The 16,724-nt window shown below is 41.0% G+C and carries 12 protein-coding genes; 8 read left to right on the top strand and 4 right to left on the bottom strand.

What is annotated here, in order from left to right; genetic code table 11:
* Positions 1–312 precede the first annotated feature (312 nt).
* A complete protein-coding gene (locus L0951_RS05745) occupies positions 313–504 on the bottom strand; it encodes a hypothetical protein (protein ID WP_234110202.1) in 192 nt (63 codons plus the stop codon).
* 105 nt (positions 505–609) lie between these two features.
* On the opposite strand from L0951_RS05745, the gene L0951_RS05750 reads away from it, so the two are divergent.
* On the top strand, positions 610–1,305 hold the full coding sequence (locus L0951_RS05750) for an ABC transporter ATP-binding protein (protein ID WP_234110203.1): 696 nt from the start codon (positions 610–612) through the stop codon (positions 1,303–1,305).
* A gap of 82 nt (positions 1,306–1,387) precedes the next feature.
* On the opposite strand, the gene L0951_RS05755 is transcribed toward L0951_RS05750, so the two are convergent.
* Complete coding sequence (locus tag L0951_RS05755; RefSeq protein ID WP_234110206.1) at positions 1,388–1,774, bottom strand: SRPBCC family protein; 387 nt, start codon at positions 1,772–1,774, stop codon at positions 1,388–1,390.
* A 32-nt stretch (positions 1,775–1,806) separates the two neighbouring features.
* Between L0951_RS05755 and L0951_RS05760 the strand changes: the two genes are divergently transcribed.
* Positions 1,807–2,424 (top strand): NUDIX hydrolase, encoded by a 618-nt coding sequence (locus L0951_RS05760; protein WP_234110209.1) that lies wholly within the window; start codon positions 1,807–1,809, stop codon positions 2,422–2,424.
* 13 nt (positions 2,425–2,437) lie between these two features.
* Here L0951_RS05760 and L0951_RS05765 read toward each other — a convergent pair whose 3' ends face one another.
* Complete coding sequence (locus L0951_RS05765) at positions 2,438–3,712, bottom strand: UDP-N-acetylmuramoyl-tripeptide--D-alanyl-D-alanine ligase (RefSeq protein ID WP_234110210.1); 1,275 nt, start codon at positions 3,710–3,712, stop codon at positions 2,438–2,440.
* A gap of 63 nt (positions 3,713–3,775) precedes the next feature.
* Complete coding sequence (gene gldJ, locus L0951_RS05770) at positions 3,776–5,380, bottom strand: gliding motility lipoprotein GldJ (protein WP_234110212.1); 1,605 nt, start codon at positions 5,378–5,380, stop codon at positions 3,776–3,778.
* Positions 5,381–5,541: 161 nt separating this feature from the next.
* On the opposite strand from gldJ, the gene porU reads away from it, so the two are divergent.
* The 6 genes from porU (at position 5,542) to L0951_RS05800 (ending at position 16,640) form a co-directional block, all read left to right on the top strand.
* Positions 5,542–9,447 (top strand): type IX secretion system sortase PorU, encoded by a 3,906-nt coding sequence (gene porU, locus L0951_RS05775; RefSeq protein ID WP_234110214.1) that lies wholly within the window; start codon positions 5,542–5,544, stop codon positions 9,445–9,447.
* A gap of 33 nt (positions 9,448–9,480) precedes the next feature.
* Positions 9,481–10,608, top strand: coding sequence for a type IX secretion system outer membrane channel protein PorV (gene porV / locus L0951_RS05780; RefSeq protein WP_234110217.1), 1,128 nt, complete (start codon positions 9,481–9,483; stop codon positions 10,606–10,608).
* Between the two features lie 75 nt (positions 10,609–10,683).
* Positions 10,684–12,939, top strand: coding sequence for an FUSC family protein (locus L0951_RS05785; RefSeq protein ID WP_234110219.1), 2,256 nt, complete (start codon positions 10,684–10,686; stop codon positions 12,937–12,939).
* Between the two features lie 222 nt (positions 12,940–13,161).
* Positions 13,162–14,676 (top strand): catalase, encoded by a 1,515-nt coding sequence (locus tag L0951_RS05790; protein ID WP_410686105.1) that lies wholly within the window; start codon positions 13,162–13,164, stop codon positions 14,674–14,676.
* Between the two features lie 151 nt (positions 14,677–14,827).
* Positions 14,828–15,490 (top strand): NAD(P)-dependent oxidoreductase, encoded by a 663-nt coding sequence (locus L0951_RS05795; protein WP_234110222.1) that lies wholly within the window; start codon positions 14,828–14,830, stop codon positions 15,488–15,490.
* Between the two features lie 100 nt (positions 15,491–15,590).
* Positions 15,591–16,640 carry an LLM class flavin-dependent oxidoreductase gene (locus tag L0951_RS05800; RefSeq protein ID WP_234110225.1) on the top strand — a complete coding sequence of 350 codons (1,050 nt, stop codon included), beginning with the start codon at positions 15,591–15,593 and terminating at the stop codon, positions 16,638–16,640.
* Positions 16,641–16,724 lie beyond the last annotated feature (84 nt).

Below are 16,724 nucleotides of genomic sequence, written 5' to 3' on the forward strand. Positions count from 1 at the left end.
TCATTGCGAAAGCGCGTCCCTTCTAAGCAGACGGTCCCAGGTTCGAATCCTGGCGCGCTCACACAAAGAGAAATCAGAAATGGTTTCTCTTTTTTTTATCAAAATTTTTGGAAAACTGCTTAGTAGAATCCTGAAAACCGTCTTGAATCGTAAAAACCTCAAGTTCCTCCCTGCATATCGACGGAGAACGCAATTCTTTTCGCGCCCATTTAAAGTTAAATTTCAGATGATTTCGCTTTTTTAAAGCAAATAAAATTATCCTGAAATTTCAATGATCTCAGGTTAGAAAATGTACTTTTAAATTTTGGGATATTATATCCGAACGAAAACATTTTCATCGTAATGCACCACCAATTTGTCGCCTTTGGTAGTCATGAACATGAGGTTCCCTTTTTTTATCCATGTCTTGCCTGGCTCAATCTGGTCCTCAAAATACATAATAATCTGTTTTACGTTTCTGAATAACGCATTCTTTGAATCAGTAGTTTTTGGCTCTGTTTTCATCCTGTGTGATTTTTGTATTTTTATGCAATAAAGATAAGGAAAATTACGCTATAAAGTAAATCTGCCTTAAATGTTTACATTTGCACTGCTCAAAATTAAATAAGAATGTCACTACAAATCAGTAATCTTACCAAAAAATTTGGTGAACAGACCGCACTGAATGATATCAATATCCACATTGACCAAGCAGAAATTATCGGCTTGCTAGGTCCAAATGGAGCCGGAAAGTCCACTTTGATGAAATCGATCGTCGGTGCCATAAAAATAGATGTGGGAGAAATTTCTTTCAACGGAAAAGACATCACCAAAAATGAAATTGATTCCAAACGGAAAATTGGATTCCTACCTGAAAACAATCCGCTATATTCCGAAATGTATGTCCGGGAATATTTAAATTTCGTGGCGGAGCTGCACAAACTGCCAAAAACCAGAATAGATCAAGTCATCGAACTGGTTGGAATAAGTCCGGAAAAGTCCAAGAAAATATCGCAACTTTCAAAAGGGTACAAACAGCGTGTCGGTTTGGCTCAAGCTATTCTTCATTCGCCTGATCTGCTGATTCTGGATGAACCCACCAACGGACTTGATCCCAACCAGATCATCGAGATCAGAAATGTGATTAAAGAGATCGGCCGCGAAAAAACGGTGATCCTCTCCACGCATATCATGCAGGAAGTGGAAGCACTCTGCTCCAGAGTGATTTTGATTCATCAAGGTTCGATCGTTTGGGATTCGCCGATTGACCAGTTTAAAGGAAAATTTGAGAGTCTGGAAGACGCGTTTGCCAATTATACCCACTAAATAAAAGAGTACTCCATAATTCAAATAAAATCCCTGAATTCATACAATTCAGGGAATTTTTAATTTTGGTTAAAGAGAATGCTTAGATTTTCTCGATGTTATCTGTCAAAGAATTGATAAAATTTTGCAGCGGTTTTTCAACCATCATTTTGATGAATGGATTGAAGTTGCCATCAAAAAGAAGTTGAACTTCAGTTTGATTTTCGCTGATCGGCTTCATCGCTCCTCTTAGCGCAAAATCCAGACTTGAACTCGCTGATTTCAGCACCACCTGCTCTGGCGAAACCTCTTCAATTTTTAGGGCAATTTCGGGCATTCCTTTCAAACTGAACTTAAAGCCTTGGTCACGAACTTCGAAACTTTGCAGCGATTCTGGCATGAGCGACCTGTAATCTTCAGGACTTTTCAGCATTTCCACCAAATCATTTACCGATTTATTTACCACTATTTTTCGTCCTTCTAAATTCATTTTTATATTTTTGTAAGATTAAAGAGCTGCAAATGTATAAAGTTTTTGTCAATGAAAAAAGATTAACCTTCAGTAAAAACCCGGAAGAAGGACAGAAGCAAATTCGGTTTAAAGATGCCACATCTTTAGAAATCGCGATCGATTTACTGGAAAATACTTCCTGTCCTGAAATCAGTATCTTCGGCGAAAATATAGAGGAAATATGGACTGAATTCGGAAAACTTTTCAAAACGGTGGGAGCAGCCGGAGGCGTGGTACAAAACAAGAACGGCGAAATCCTTTTCATCTATAGAATTGGAAAATGGGATCTGCCAAAAGGAAAAATTGAAAAAAATGAAACCCTGGAAACCGCTGCCATGCGAGAAGTGCGAGAAGAAACCGGCTTGCAAAATCTGGAATTAGAAAATTTCATCAACAAAACTTATCATACCTACACTGAGCGAGATGGCGTTAAAATATTGAAAACCACCCACTGGTTCAGCATGAAATTCGTGGGAGAAGAATTACCCATTCCACAGATTGAAGAAGGGATTTCTCAGGTTTCCTGGAAAAATAAAAGTCAGATCGAGGACGATGTTTTTCCGCGAACATTTAAAAACATCAAACTGATTCTGCAAGACTATTGGAAGTCAACCAAAATCGAGAATTGATCTACCCCATTTTCTAAATAAATTCCAAAACCTTTTCCAGTGCGATTCCGCGGGAACCTTTCAACAAAATATTTTTTGATTTAATTTTATTTAATTTCAAAAAATCCGCAAGTTCAGCCGAATTTTCAAAACCAATGGAGTCCGCAGCATTGAGTTCCAGGAAATTTTTACCCACAGTAATAATTTGGTCAAAATTCAACGATCTCGCCAGTTGCAGTATATGTTCATGTTCGTGATGAGACTCTACTCCTAATTCCAACATATCGCCGATAACGATGGTTTTGGTTCCCTGAAAACTGCTGAAATTCTGCAACGAAGCAGCCATGGAACTTGGATTCGCATTATAGGTATCCAAGATCAGAGTTTTTCCGTCTTTTTCCACGATTTGCGATCTCATGTTGGTGGGCACATAATTTTCAATGGCTGATTTGATCTCCAAAAAATCGATCCCGAAATGGAATCCTAGGCTTGCTGCAGCGCAAAGGTTAGTGAAATTGTAGTTTCCGGTAAGTTTCGATTGCGCAATATGGGCATTAAAACTTAATCCAACATAGTTTTGATGGGAAAATTCCTGAAAATGATAATCAGAACCGGCTCCACCAAAAGTAATCTTGGGTTGATAACCGCGCGTTTTTTGGAGCTGTATGGGATCATTTTCATTAACCAAAATTGTTTGATGATGAGATTTCAGATAATCATAGAGTTCTGATTTACCTTTGATGACGCCTTCCAGTCCTCCAAAACCTTCGAGATGTGCTTTTCCGAAATTGGTGATATAGCCATAATTCGGTTGCGAAATGGTGCACAACATTTCAATTTCTTTTTGATGATTAGCGCCCATTTCAATCACTGCCATTTCATGTTCTGGTTTGATTGAAAGGATGGTCAAGGGCACTCCGATGTGGTTATTCAGATTCCCGACGGTATATTGCACCTTGAATTTCCGGGAAAGCACAGCGTGAATGAGTTCTTTGGTAGTTGTTTTTCCATTGCTACCCGTTAATCCAATAATGGGAATCTGAAGCTGATTTCGGTGGTGAATTGCCAATTCTTGCAGGAACCTTAAGGTAGAAGGCACATAAAAAATATTCTGACTGGCATCAGCAAAATCCTCATCTTCCACAATTACCGCCAAAGCGCCTTTATTAATGGCATCTTTAGCTGAAATAGCTGCATTAAAATTCGTTCCCGAAAAGGCGAAGAAAATATTATTTTTTTCGATCTTCCTACTGTCAATGGTTACATTCGAAGCTTCTAGAAAAAGGGGATAAAATTGGACTGCGTTCATTTTTCAAAAATAGAAAATCCTTCTGCAAAAACAGAAGGATTTCCTGAATATTTTGTTTAAATCTTATCTTTTTGTTCTACCGGTTGCAGCAGATTTAGCGTCTTGTGCCACACGGAAACCAACCCATGCAAAAGACTTACCTTCTTCACGGAATCTTCTTTGACCCGGATCAAGCCAGTATGCTCCATCAAGCCAAGAACCTCCCTTGATTACTCTTACCTCATTACTGATTCTGGTCGTTCTGGACTGTCTGTCCTTTTGCAAAATCACTCTACCAAGCTCATCGACGATGAATCTTTTTCTTGGGGCGTTGTACATATTATATCCTAAAGTACTACTGTCTTCTGCTTTTCCATAGCCTGCATCCAAAGAGGACTGGAAATCACCATCTCTAAAGTTTCTGTTATCAGCGACTGTTTTTCTTTCATACTGACCTGGAAGTCCTTTGTAAACCAATCTTCCATCAGCTAGAGTATCATATTTCACCCCTTCGATTTTCTTGAAAGTTCCATCTGCATTTTTCACTACTTGCTGGGAAACATTTCCTCTGTAGTAGTTGAAGTCGCTTGCTTCCTGATCAATGATTGGTCTGTAAACATCTGCAGTCCATTCTGCCACATTACCGAACATTCCAAAAATCCCCAGATTGTTCGCTGGATATTGTTTCACGTCAGAGGTAGTAGGAGATCCGTCATTTTTCCAACCTGCAACTCCTGAGTAATCACCTCTTCCCTGTTTGAAGTTTTCCAGGTACATTCCTCGTTTTCTTCCTTTAGTCCCTTTCAGTTGTTCAATTTCCGGCTTTTTGTTCTGGTAGAGGTTGTATTCTCTATCTTTCTGCATACCCAAAGCTGCAAATTCCCATTCCACCTCGGTTGGCAAACGGAATTTTTCCACTACACCTGCAGTCGCATTTCTGTTTGCAGCCAAAATTCTTTGGTTGGTGGTTTTGATTCCTGATTTCTGCTGTAATCTTTGTTGATTTACGTAGGCCGCCATTTCCGGGTCATTGGCCTTAAACTTATCAAGGTTAAACGAATTTGCACCTTGATTGTTGGAATCATTGGAATAGTAATCTTTGGAGATTACCCCTTGGTTCATTAATGCCTTTTCATTTGCGCGGTCGGTCAACCAGTCGCAATATCTAGATGCTTGAAGCCAGGTAACACCCACCACGGGATAGTAATCATATTCTGGTCTTCTAAAATACGTTTCGGCAAAATCATTTCTGGATAGCTTATTGTTCCAAACCAAGGTATCGGGAAGTGCACCGGTATAAATTTCTTTAAAGCTAGGATCTGATGGAGGAAATACAAATTTCAACCAGGTCACATATTCGCGGTATTCGTAATTGGTAATTTCGGTTTCACCAATGAAAAATGCACTGACCTGCATTCTTCTCGGAGTATTATTCCAGTCATGCATCACATCGTCTTTCACCAACCCCATGGTAAAGGTACCTCCTTCCACATACACCATTCCTGGCCATGCTTTTTGTTTCTGTTGTTTTCCAGTAAAGAACCAACCTTTCTGTTCATTTGGCCTCCAACCGGTCTTACTCGTAAAACGCCCCTTAGTTCCACCTCCATTCTTCGCGCCGCCGCCGCAGCTCACTAACAGTACTGCAGAACCTAACAGCAACAAAGAAAACAACTTTAGTTTATTCATAATCAAAATAAAATTTTCAGTGTACAAAGAAAAAATAATTTATTTAATAAATCAAATTATCAATGTATTTTTTTGCAAAACGTTAACAAATTAATTTTATTGTACCATATTATTATTTATTATTTTTCGTTTAATTTGTAATCTCGAAAATCACAAACCAGATGAAGCGAATTCTATCATTCTCTATCTTTAATTTTTTTATCGTTTTTTTCTACTCGCAGAATGTGAAAATTGAATGGAATGGAAGTAAAGTCCAGGATTTTGGAACCTACACCATCACTGCGCCTTTTTTCACAAATGATGGCTATTCTTACGAGAATGGCAACATCATATTTCGTGGAACAACTAAATATTCCGGAACCAACAAGAAGATTTCCAACCTGCAGTGGGAAAAAGTGACACAAAAAGAACTTTTCGATCTCTCTACCACCAATATCCCGGCTGCTGAGAATGCTTTTGTGGACGTCTATACCAATCCGTATACAAAAGAAAAAACAATTAATTTTTCAGTTTCCGCTTTCAAGGTTGAAAAAGGGGTAATTTATCGATTAAGTTCATTCTCAATCATTAGCACCGGAGAATCGGCACCCAACACAGCGCCGTTCGGCGGGAAAATTGGAACCACGGAGAATCCTCTAAAATCGGGGACTTTCTATAAAATAAAGGTAGATAGATCGGGAGTCTTCAAGATCACGAAACAATTTCTGCAGGAAAATGGAATAAATCCAAGCAATGTCAATCCAAAAAATTTCCGGATTTACGGAAACGGCGGTTTGGCCTTGCCGGAATTTAATCAAGATTTGAGATATTCTGCATTGCAGGAAAATGCAATCCAAGTCATTGGTGAAGAAGATGGCGTTTGGAATGACGGAGATTATGCACTTTTCTATGCACAAGGACCGAATGGCTACAATTTGTACAAAACCTTTGGAGACACCAATGGAAGCGGAAGAAGAAGAACCGAGACCAGAACTGACCAATCCTTCAATTTCATCAATATCTATGACGATTTCGCCTACTACTTCATCAATTTCGATTTAGGTCCGGGAAAAAGGGTTTTGGTGGATGATCAAGCCATCAATACCAATGTGATTTCAAGATATGACGAATACCAATATATTAATGAAGAGAAATTTAATCTATTAAATATCGGCCGAATTTGGGTGGGAGATGCTATTACCGATACCAAAACCGTGACTTTTAACACGAAATCGCCGATCTTGCCCACAGACAACATTAAATATAGAACAAGATATATCGCATACCAATCGGGCGGAAATAAGATTAGTTTAAGTTTCAACAATCAAAGTCCTGAAACCCAAAACATCCCTCTTGACAACAGTATTTATTATGTGACCAACCTTTATTTTGGGAACATGACTAATTTGTCCGGAAACCAGCTGACTTTTAATTACCAAACAAATATTGCGAGCAATCCCAATGGGAAATTCTATTTTGATTATGCGGAAGTGCAGTATAAACAAGACCTAAGATTTGACAACGCGCAGATGAACTTCAGAAGTTACGACATTGAAGAAAATTCCGGGCAAACCTATACGTTCAACATTGCAAATGCTTCCGCGATCGAACAGGTATGGCAAGTCTCAGACATCACTAATGCCACTCAGAAAACCAATAAATCAGGAAATAGCGCCAACTTTAGTTTCGCCTACCAAGCAGCCGATAATAATTTTGTTAATGAATTTGTGGCTTTCAGAAGTTCAGATGCGTTCCAGCCCTCTTTCGTAGGAAAAATTGACAACCAGGATCTTTCGGGATTACAAAATATTGAGTATTTGATAATTACCCAACCCGAAATGATGGGTCACGCACAGCGATTAGCCAATTATTATCAGGGTAAATACAGTGTGGCCGTTGTTGACGTGAACAAAATCTACAACGAATTCAGCAGTGGCGGCAAAGACATTACCGCGATCAGAGATTTTGCCACAAAACTCAATACTCCTGCCGGGAAACTCAAATACCTCTTTATTCTGGGAGATACTTCTTTTGATTTTAAGGGAAGAAATTATCCAGGTTCAGATGTCATCCCGTCTTATCAAAGTGAATTTAGTGCGGATTACTCAAGTTCATTTGTTACAGATGATTATTACACCATGACTTCGCCCCAGATAAGTCCCACTTTATCGAATAATCTTCCGGATTTTCCCGTTGGGCGTCTTCCGGCTGGAAACATTGCAGAAGCCAAACTACTGATTGATAAGGCACTTTCATACAACAACGCACTTGCGGGCCAATCCACTCCGTTTGGTGAATGGCGAATGAAGCTTGATTTTGTGGTGGATGATGATGCAGATAATGGCACCCCTTTTCATAATACCATGAACGCTTCCCTGGTTAACGTTTTTGAGAATCCTGCCGGAAACTTGAGGAAAGAATATAATATTCGAAAACTTTACCTTGATTCATTTCAGGCACAAACCACTGCAGGCGGACAGAGATATCCGGCGGTCAACCAAACCATCTCAAACGATGTGGGAAACAGCCTTTATCTATTCTATTTCGGACATGGGGGAATCAATGGATGGGCTCAGGAAAGGGTACTGACCACTGATATGATTCAGAACTTCAACAATTACAACAATGTTTACAGCCGCTTCCCGCTGGTCTCCACCATTACCTGTGAGTTTACCTTGTGGGATGATCCTGCAACTTTTTCAGCGGGTGAACAGGTGATTAAATCAAAACAAGGCGGTGCGGCTACCATGATTACTTCCAGCCGTGCAATCCAGGTGGGGTATGGAGAGCAGTTTACCACAATTTTTACCAAGAATATCTTTGATCTGGTTAATGATGATTTTCAAAATCTGGGTGATGCATTCTTAAAGGCAAAAATTGAAAAGGGAGCGCATTCAGACCATTTTAAGGTCAATTTATTGGGAGATCCGGCCTCAAAGCTGAGCCGCCCAAAACGACTGATCACTATTGATGAGGTGGAAACCCCGGTTCCCGGTCAAATTCGCGCTTTAGATTTCGTGAAAGTAAAAGGGCACATCAACAAAGCAGACGGAACGCCTGACAATAATTTTAATGGCAGAGTGGCCATCAATATTTTCGATAAAAGATTAAACAAAAAGACACTTAATAACGACCAAAATCCAAAATTAAACCCTGTCTTGCAGTACACCGAGGAAGGCGGACCTATCGTAAAAGCTTCGGGACAAGCCGTAAATGGAGTGTTCACTGTGGAATTCTATGTACCAAAAGACATTAATTATGAAATCGGGAGCGGCCGCCTTTTGGCTTATGCCGACAATAAATCGTTTGATGTATTCACCAATCAGGCACAAAGCATCGGCGGAATCAACCCGAACGGAATTAATGACACGGAACCTCCAAAAATTAACCTGTACATGAACAACACCAACTTCGCGGACGGCGGTATCACCAATCAAAACCCCACTTTTTTGGCATGCGTCACCGATGATAAAGGAATCAATTCCACCGGATCCGGCATTGGACATGATATTACTGTGATTTTAGATGGAAAGATTGTGGAAACCATAGTTTTAAATGATTTCTATTTCTCCGGCGAAGGAAACGGCTGCACCAACCCTTCTTTGTCAGATTATCAAAAAGGCAACGTGAGTTATCCATTTAGGAACCTGGCTCCCGGACCACACCAATTGGTATTTAAAGTTTGGGATATTAACAATAATTCAACCACCGGAACGTTAAACTTTGTAGTAAAGAACGAAGAGGATCAGAAACTGATCATCAACAAGCCGCTGAACTGGCCAAATCCTTTTACCAATAAAACTTATGTACAGTTTGAACATAATTGTCCGGATATCCTGGATGTGAATGTGCAGATATACACCATTACCGGAAAACTGGTACGGACACTCAGTACTACGGTCACCGCAGAGCCTTTCTTCCAGGGATTCCGCACGCCGAGAACTGCTATTGAATGGGACGGAAAAGATGATTATGGTGATGCAGTTGGTAAGGGAACCTATATTTTTAAGATATTTGCAAAAGGTCAGGATCAGGAAAAATGCAAAGGTGGGGCTACAGCCATTGAAAAAATGGTTCTTTTAAGGTAAACAAATTGAAAAATAACGAATAAAAAAGATTTTATGAAAGTGACTAAAAAGCTATTCTTAAGTATCGGCATCGGAATCGGCGTCATGGCGGCTGCTCAAAGCAATCAGACCGTCCTTACCGGAGCACCTTTCCTAAGGATTTCTCCTGATGCGAGAGCCGGAGGTATGGGAGACCAAGGTGTTGCCACTACCAGCGACGGATTCTCACAGTTTTGGAATGCTGCAAAATACCCATTCAGCAAAACTACTTCGGCAATTGCACTCAACTATACTCCCTACATGGGAAAACTCACCAATGACGTTTTCCTGCTTTACGCGGCTTACCACAAATTTTTAGGGGACGAAGAGAGATCCACCATCTCAGCGAGTATCTACTACTTCAACATGGGTGAAGTGCAGTTGAGCGACTACCGAAATAATGTGTACACGGAAACAGGAAAAGCAAAACCCAATGAGTTTTCAATTGATGTCGCTTATGGTTTGAAACTTTCTGACAATTATTCCATGGCGGTTACGGGTAGATTCGTGCGCTCAGATTTATCCGGCGGCTTCAACTCAGATAATACCTTGAAACCCGCAAACACTTTCGCAGTTGATGTTTCCGGATATTACATGTCTGAAAAACACAGCAGTTTAAACGATATGGAAGGACGTGCAAGAGCCGGTTTCTCCATCCAAAACCTTGGACCAAGATTAGACTATACTGGTGATGAAGAATCCAGATCCTATCTTCCTACGATGGCAAGACTTGGAGCCGGTTACGATCTATTCCTGGATGATCTGAACCGAGTCGGATTAAACTTTGAAGCTTCGAAACTTTTGGTTCCGGGACCTGATAAAGACGGGGTAATTCCCAATGTGGGCGTGATTTCCGGAATCGGGACATCTTTCAGCAACCCCAAAAGCATCATGTTCAGCGGTGCTGTGGATTATGAATATGACAATGCATTCGCCGTGCGTGCAGGTTATTTCCACGAAAGCCCAGAACAGGGAGCAAGACAGTATGCCACTGTGGGTGTAGGTCTTAAATACCAATCCTTTGGATTGGATTTGTCCTACCTGATCAACACTTCGAAGGTCAATACGGCATTGGATAATACTTTGAGATTTGGACTTACATGGAATATTGGCGAAGATTCATCAAACGCACAAGATTACTAATCCCAGTAAAAAAACCATCTTAAAAGTCTCAATTTTTGGGACTTTTTTTATGCAATAATATTCTAAATTTGTAAGATGAACTACGCCACCGAACTCAAAAAATTTGCAACCAGCCAGTCGATTTATTCGGGTGTGCGGATTTCTTTGGCGATCGTAATTCCCAGTATTATTTTGGCTCATTTTGGTTTGCTGAAGGAATATTTCCTGTTCCCTCTCGCAACCAGTTTTGTGGGACTCACCGATCAACCGGGACCTTTCATCCGCAGGAGAAATGCATTGGTGCTTTCCATCATTTCATTTTTTATTGTGGCGGCGATTGCCAGTTTGGTTAAATCTTTCGCACCGCTCATCTACCTCGAAATTGTGATTTTTGGAATATTTTTTTCATTGCTCGGCGTTTATGGCCAAAGACTTGCGGGAGTCGGTGGACTTTCGCTCGTAGTGCTGGCAATTTTTATTGACGGACATTTAAGTGGCGGAAACATCTTCAAAAGTTTGTTGACCTTTTTCGCAGGTTCCGTATTATATCTCTTGATTTTTCTAGTTGTTTCCAAAATTCAGCCCTACAAACTCGCGGGACAAATGATTGGCGAGAACTATTTGGAACTTGCCGATTATCTGAGTTTAAAGTCTAAATTTTACCTGGAAAACCCAGACTTTGCCGGACTTCAAAAACAGATCATCTCGCAACAGGTAAGAATTAAAAATCTTCAGGAAGAAACCCGCGAAACGGTTTTCAAGACCAGAAAGATTGTTAATGAATCCACCACCACAAGCCGATTGCTCATGCTGATGTTCCTCAACTCAATCGACCTGCATGAAAAACTCATGACTTCTGAAAGCGACTATCAAAAAATCCAGAAAAGCTTCGGCGAAACCGGATTTCTAATTCATGTTAGTGCGTATTTATCAAAAATTTCAGAAGAGCTCACCAACATCGGAATCGCTTTGCAAAGCGGAATCAAAGCCAAACCCATTTACAATATCGATTCTGAACTTGATGGACTTTATGACAAATATTTCGACTTAAGGAATCAAAAACTTAATCCTGAAACCCTGGAGAATTTTATGATTATGCGGTTGATCTTGGTGCGAATCAACAATATTTCAGATGAGCTGAAAACCATCTACAATGTTTTCTCACAAGGGAATCGACTGGCAAAAAGCCTTTCCAGCGGTCTCGATGTGGAAAAGTTTGTCACTAATAATGAGAAACCCAACCTGAAAGTATTTGTTGCCAACATTTCGCTAAAATCTTCGCATTTCAGACATTCAGTTCGGATCACAGTCGCATTGCTGATCGGCTACTTTATTTCAAGACTAGACTTCCTGGGAATTGGGCATTCCTACTGGATTCTGATTACCATCATTGCCATCATGCGTCCTGCGTACTCCACCACCAAACACCGGAATCTTCTCCGGCTCTACGGAACCGTTTTCGGCGCCATCGCAGCTTATCTCCTCCTCTACTTCACGGAAAACGGCACCGTACTTTTCACGGTGTTTCTTTTAAGTATGATTCTGTGTTTCGCATTGTTGAAAGAAAAATATGCTTGGGCGGTTTTTTTCATGACGATCTATATTTTTTTGGCTTTCAATATGCTTAATCCCGGAAATGTGAATCTCGTCTTTAAAGACAGAATTTTGGATACCGCCATTGGCGGCGCGGTGGCGTTCTTGGTTTCCTATTTAGTACTGCCGGTTTGGGAACATACTCAAAATATTGAATTGATGAAAAACTCGGCGAAAAGTAATCTGGAATACTTTCGAACAGTGATGAAAACTTTCACCGAACATAAAACCCAAGTGGAAGAATACAAGTTGATGCGTAAAAACGCGGTCATTGATCTTGCAAATCTGTCCGATAATTTCCAGCGAATGATTTCTGACCCGAAAAACCAACAAAAACGGTTGGAAAATGTACATCAGTTTGTGATTACCGGACATTTGATTACTGCATACATCGCCTCGCTATCACAATATTCAAAATCTGCAGACCACTATCCAGAGATTGACTTTGAAAGTTGGAATACCAAAATTTCTGCTGAGCTGAAAAGTGTTTGCCTTATTCTTGATGATAAAGAGCTTCATGGCTCCATCATTGATAAAAGCACCATCACACCAGAAGACTCCGTGGAAAGACTTCTTGAAGGAAGAAAAAAAGAAATCAGAGACGACGAAATTTTCAACATCAGGGATCAAAACAGAATCACGCATTTAACCGAACTCAAAAATCTTACGGAAATCCTGGATCTGATTTACGATGTGGCAGCTGAACAACGCAAAGTCGCAGAAAAAATTAGTCCAGGTTACCTTCTCGAAAAAAACTGATGCTTTTGCCTTTTTGGTAAGTAATATCCACCTTTTTATGGAAAACTGATTGATTGCCATTTTCTTATTGGTAAAATGAGTGCATAAAATATATCTATTATCTGTAAATCTTTGTAACTTTAATACGTCATTTTAATAAGAGTTATTTGTCTTATCAATGGATAATCGTGATTTTAATTCATAAAATTTAAATAGCTTTACTATTCAATTAAAAAAGACCGTATTATGGAAGACCAAAAAAAACTTACAAGACAGACCGGAGCTCCAGTTCCTGACAATCAAAACTCACAAACAGCGGGACCAAGAGGACCGCTCTTAATGCAGGACGTCTGGTTTCTGGAAAAAATGGCCAACTTCGACCGAGAAGTGATCCCGGAAAGAAGAATGCATGCGAAAGGTTCCGGCGCATTCGGAACATTTACTGTGACCCATGACATTACACCATATACCAAAGCAGGCATCTTCAGCGAAATCGGTAAAAAAACCGATATGTTCGCAAGATTTTCTACCGTTGCAGGCGAACGGGGAGCGGCAGATGCGGAAAGAGATATCCGCGGATTTGCTCTGAAATTTTATACCGACGAAGGAATCTGGGATCTGGTTGGAAACAACACACCGGTATTCTTTTTCCGGGACCCACTGAAATTTCCCGATCTAAACCACGCCGTGAAACGCGACCCAAAAACCAATATGAGAAGTGCAAACAACAACTGGGATTTTTGGACCTTGCTGCCAGAAGCGCTCCATCAGGTTACCATCGTAATGAGTGACCGCGGAATCCCAAACGGATACAGACACATGCACGGTTTTGGAAGCCATACTTACTCATTTATTAACAAGGAAAATGTGAGACACTGGGTGAAATTCCATTTTGTGACTCAGCAGGGAATCGAAAACCTTTCTGACGAGGAAGCCGCAATATTAATCGGAAGAGACAGAGAATCCTCCCAAAAAGATCTGTTTGAAAACATTGAAAAAGGAAACTTCCCGAAATGGAAAATGTTCATCCAGATCATGACCGAAGAACAGGCGAAAACTTACCGTTTCCATCCATTTGACCTGACTAAAGTTTGGTCTAAAAAAGATTTCCCATTAATTGAAGTCGGTGAATTTGAATTGAACAAAAATCCTGAAAACTACTTCGCCGATGTAGAGCAGGCTGCTTTCAACCCAACCAATATAGTTCCCGGAATCGGTTTCTCACCAGACAAAATGCTGCAGGGAAGACTTTTCTCCTATGGTGACGCGCAGCGTTACCGATTGGGCGTCAACCATTACCAAATTCCCGTGAACAAACCGAGATGTCCTTATCATGCCTATCACAGAGATGGTGCGATGCGGGTTGACGGAAATTATGGGGGAACAAAACATTACGAACCCAACAGTTACGGTGAATGGCAGGAACAACCAAGCGCGAAAGAGCCGCCACTTGAACTTTCAGGAGATGCCTACGCACACAATTTCCGGGATGATGACGAAGATTATTTCACCCAACCCGGTGATTTGTTCAGAATCATAAAAGCGGACGGAAAAGCCGATGTTCTTTTCAAAAATACCGCAGCAAATGTGGGCGGAGCAGAAAAATTCATCCAAATCCGGCACATACGAAACTGCTACAAAGCCGATCCGGAATATGGAGCAGGTGTAGCAAATGCTTTAGGATTGTCCATGGACGAAGTGAATGCTTTCGATATGACGCCCTATGACCGTTGGGCTCCAAAACCCACAAACGGATAAAGTACCTTAATAAGAGAAGCCCTCATCAATGGTGGGGCTTCTTTTGTTTCAAAAACACACTTCTGTTCCACCGGAAACCTTTTAATTACCATACATCAACAATTCCCCGGTTTTTGCAAAGTATTTTTGTATCAATAATTTACCAGTCATTATGAAAATAGCTTTAATAGGCGCTACCGGATATGTGGGCAGCGCAATTCTGAACGAACTTACGCAAAGAAATTATCAGGTAACGGCCATTGCCAGAAATACCGATAAAATCAAAAATCCAAGTGAAAATATCACCAAAAGAAGCGTGAACATCTTCAATACCGAAGAACTCGCCGAAATCCTGAACGGAAGCGAAGTGGTGATCAGCGCCTATAATCCGGGCTGGACCAATCCCCACATTCACGAAGATTATTTGAAAGGTGCCAAAAGCATTCAAAACGCCACAGAAAAATCCAATTGCAACCGGCTGATTGTCATTGGCGGAGCCGGAACCATGAAAATTGACGGAAATTACCTGGTTGACAGTCCCGGTTTTCCAAAAGAAATCTACGCAGGAGCAAGTGCCGTAAAAAAATATTTTCTTGAAAACTTAAGTAAAAACAATTCCTTGGACTGGGAATTTTTCTCGCCGGCCATCGAAATGAATATGTTCAGCGAGGATAAAGACCGGGGCAGAACCGGAGCTTATCGGTATGGAAATGAATCGCCGGTCTTTGATGAAGAAGGTCGTTCCAGACATTCGGTGGAAGATTTGGCAGTAGCCGTGGTGGATGAAATAGAGAAAAAACAATTTGTGAGAAAGCAATTTACGGCAGCGTATTAGTAGGCTTGAAGCAAGAAGCTTCACGCTCTTAATCAGCAGATTAAATTTACCATCAGGAAGCCTGGATGAATGGCAATCCTAAGACTTCCAACATTAAGATATGAAAAAATTAGAATTTGGGTTAATGACTTTCGCCGATATGGAACCGGAAACCGTTCCCGGCAAAGGCATCAGTGCCCACCAAAGAATTCAGAATCTTCTGCAGGAAATAAAACTGGCAGATGAACTCGGCATAGATATCTTCGGGATTGGCGAGCATCACCGGGAAGACTATTCAGTATCAACACCCACCACGGTTTTGGCGGCAGCTGCAGCCATCACCCGGAATATCAAACTCACCAGTGCCGTCACGGTGCTCAGTTCAGACGACCCGGTTCGCACCTATCAGCAGTTTGCAACGGTAGATCTTATTTCCGGCGGCAGAGCCGAAATCATGGCAGGAAGAGGATCGTTCATTGAAAGTTTTCCGCTATTCGGTTATGATTTGTCTGATTACAATCAGCTTTTTGAGGAAAAATTAGCGCTTCTTTTAGCAATTAACAAATCCGAAAAAGTAAACTGGAGCGGCAATCTGCGCGCACCGATTCACCATCTTGGGGTATATCCGAGGGCTTTGAATGGCGAAATTCCCATTTGGTTAGCTGCCGGCGGAACACCTGCTTCGGCGATCCGGGCTGCAAAACTGAAACTGCCTTTAATGCTTGCCATCATAGGTGGAATGCCCGAAAATTTTGTTCCGTTTATCAATCTGTACAAGAAAACTTCACTGGAAAATGGCACTTCCATGGAAGAGTTGCAGCTGGGCATCAACAGCCACGTATTCATCGGAGAAAACGATGATGAAATTGCCGACGAATTCTTCCCGCACTATGCACAGATGATGGACCGCGTAGGAAAAGACCGCGGGTGGCAACCCATGTCCCGCGAGCAGTTCGAGTTCATGCGCAGTGAGCGCGGATCACTCTTGGTGGGAAGTGTGGAAAAAGTGGTCAACAAAATTGTGCTGGAACACCAGCTGTTCGGTTTCACCAGATTTATGGCACATTCCAGTTTGGGCACCGCCCCTCCTGAACTGGTTCTGAAATCCACGGAACTTTATGCAAAGGAAGTAATTCCCAGAGTGAAGAAGCGCCTCGGTGTAGCTCCATAACTCCGCCTTGAAATCATAAAAACAACTTAAAAAACCCATTGGCGGCTTTTTTTTCCGATTTTATTACTAATTTTAAAATAAAAT

The sequence above is a fragment of the Chryseobacterium sp. R2A-55 genome, assembly GCF_021401085.1.
GTDB lineage: Bacteria > Bacteroidota > Bacteroidia > Flavobacteriales > Weeksellaceae > Kaistella.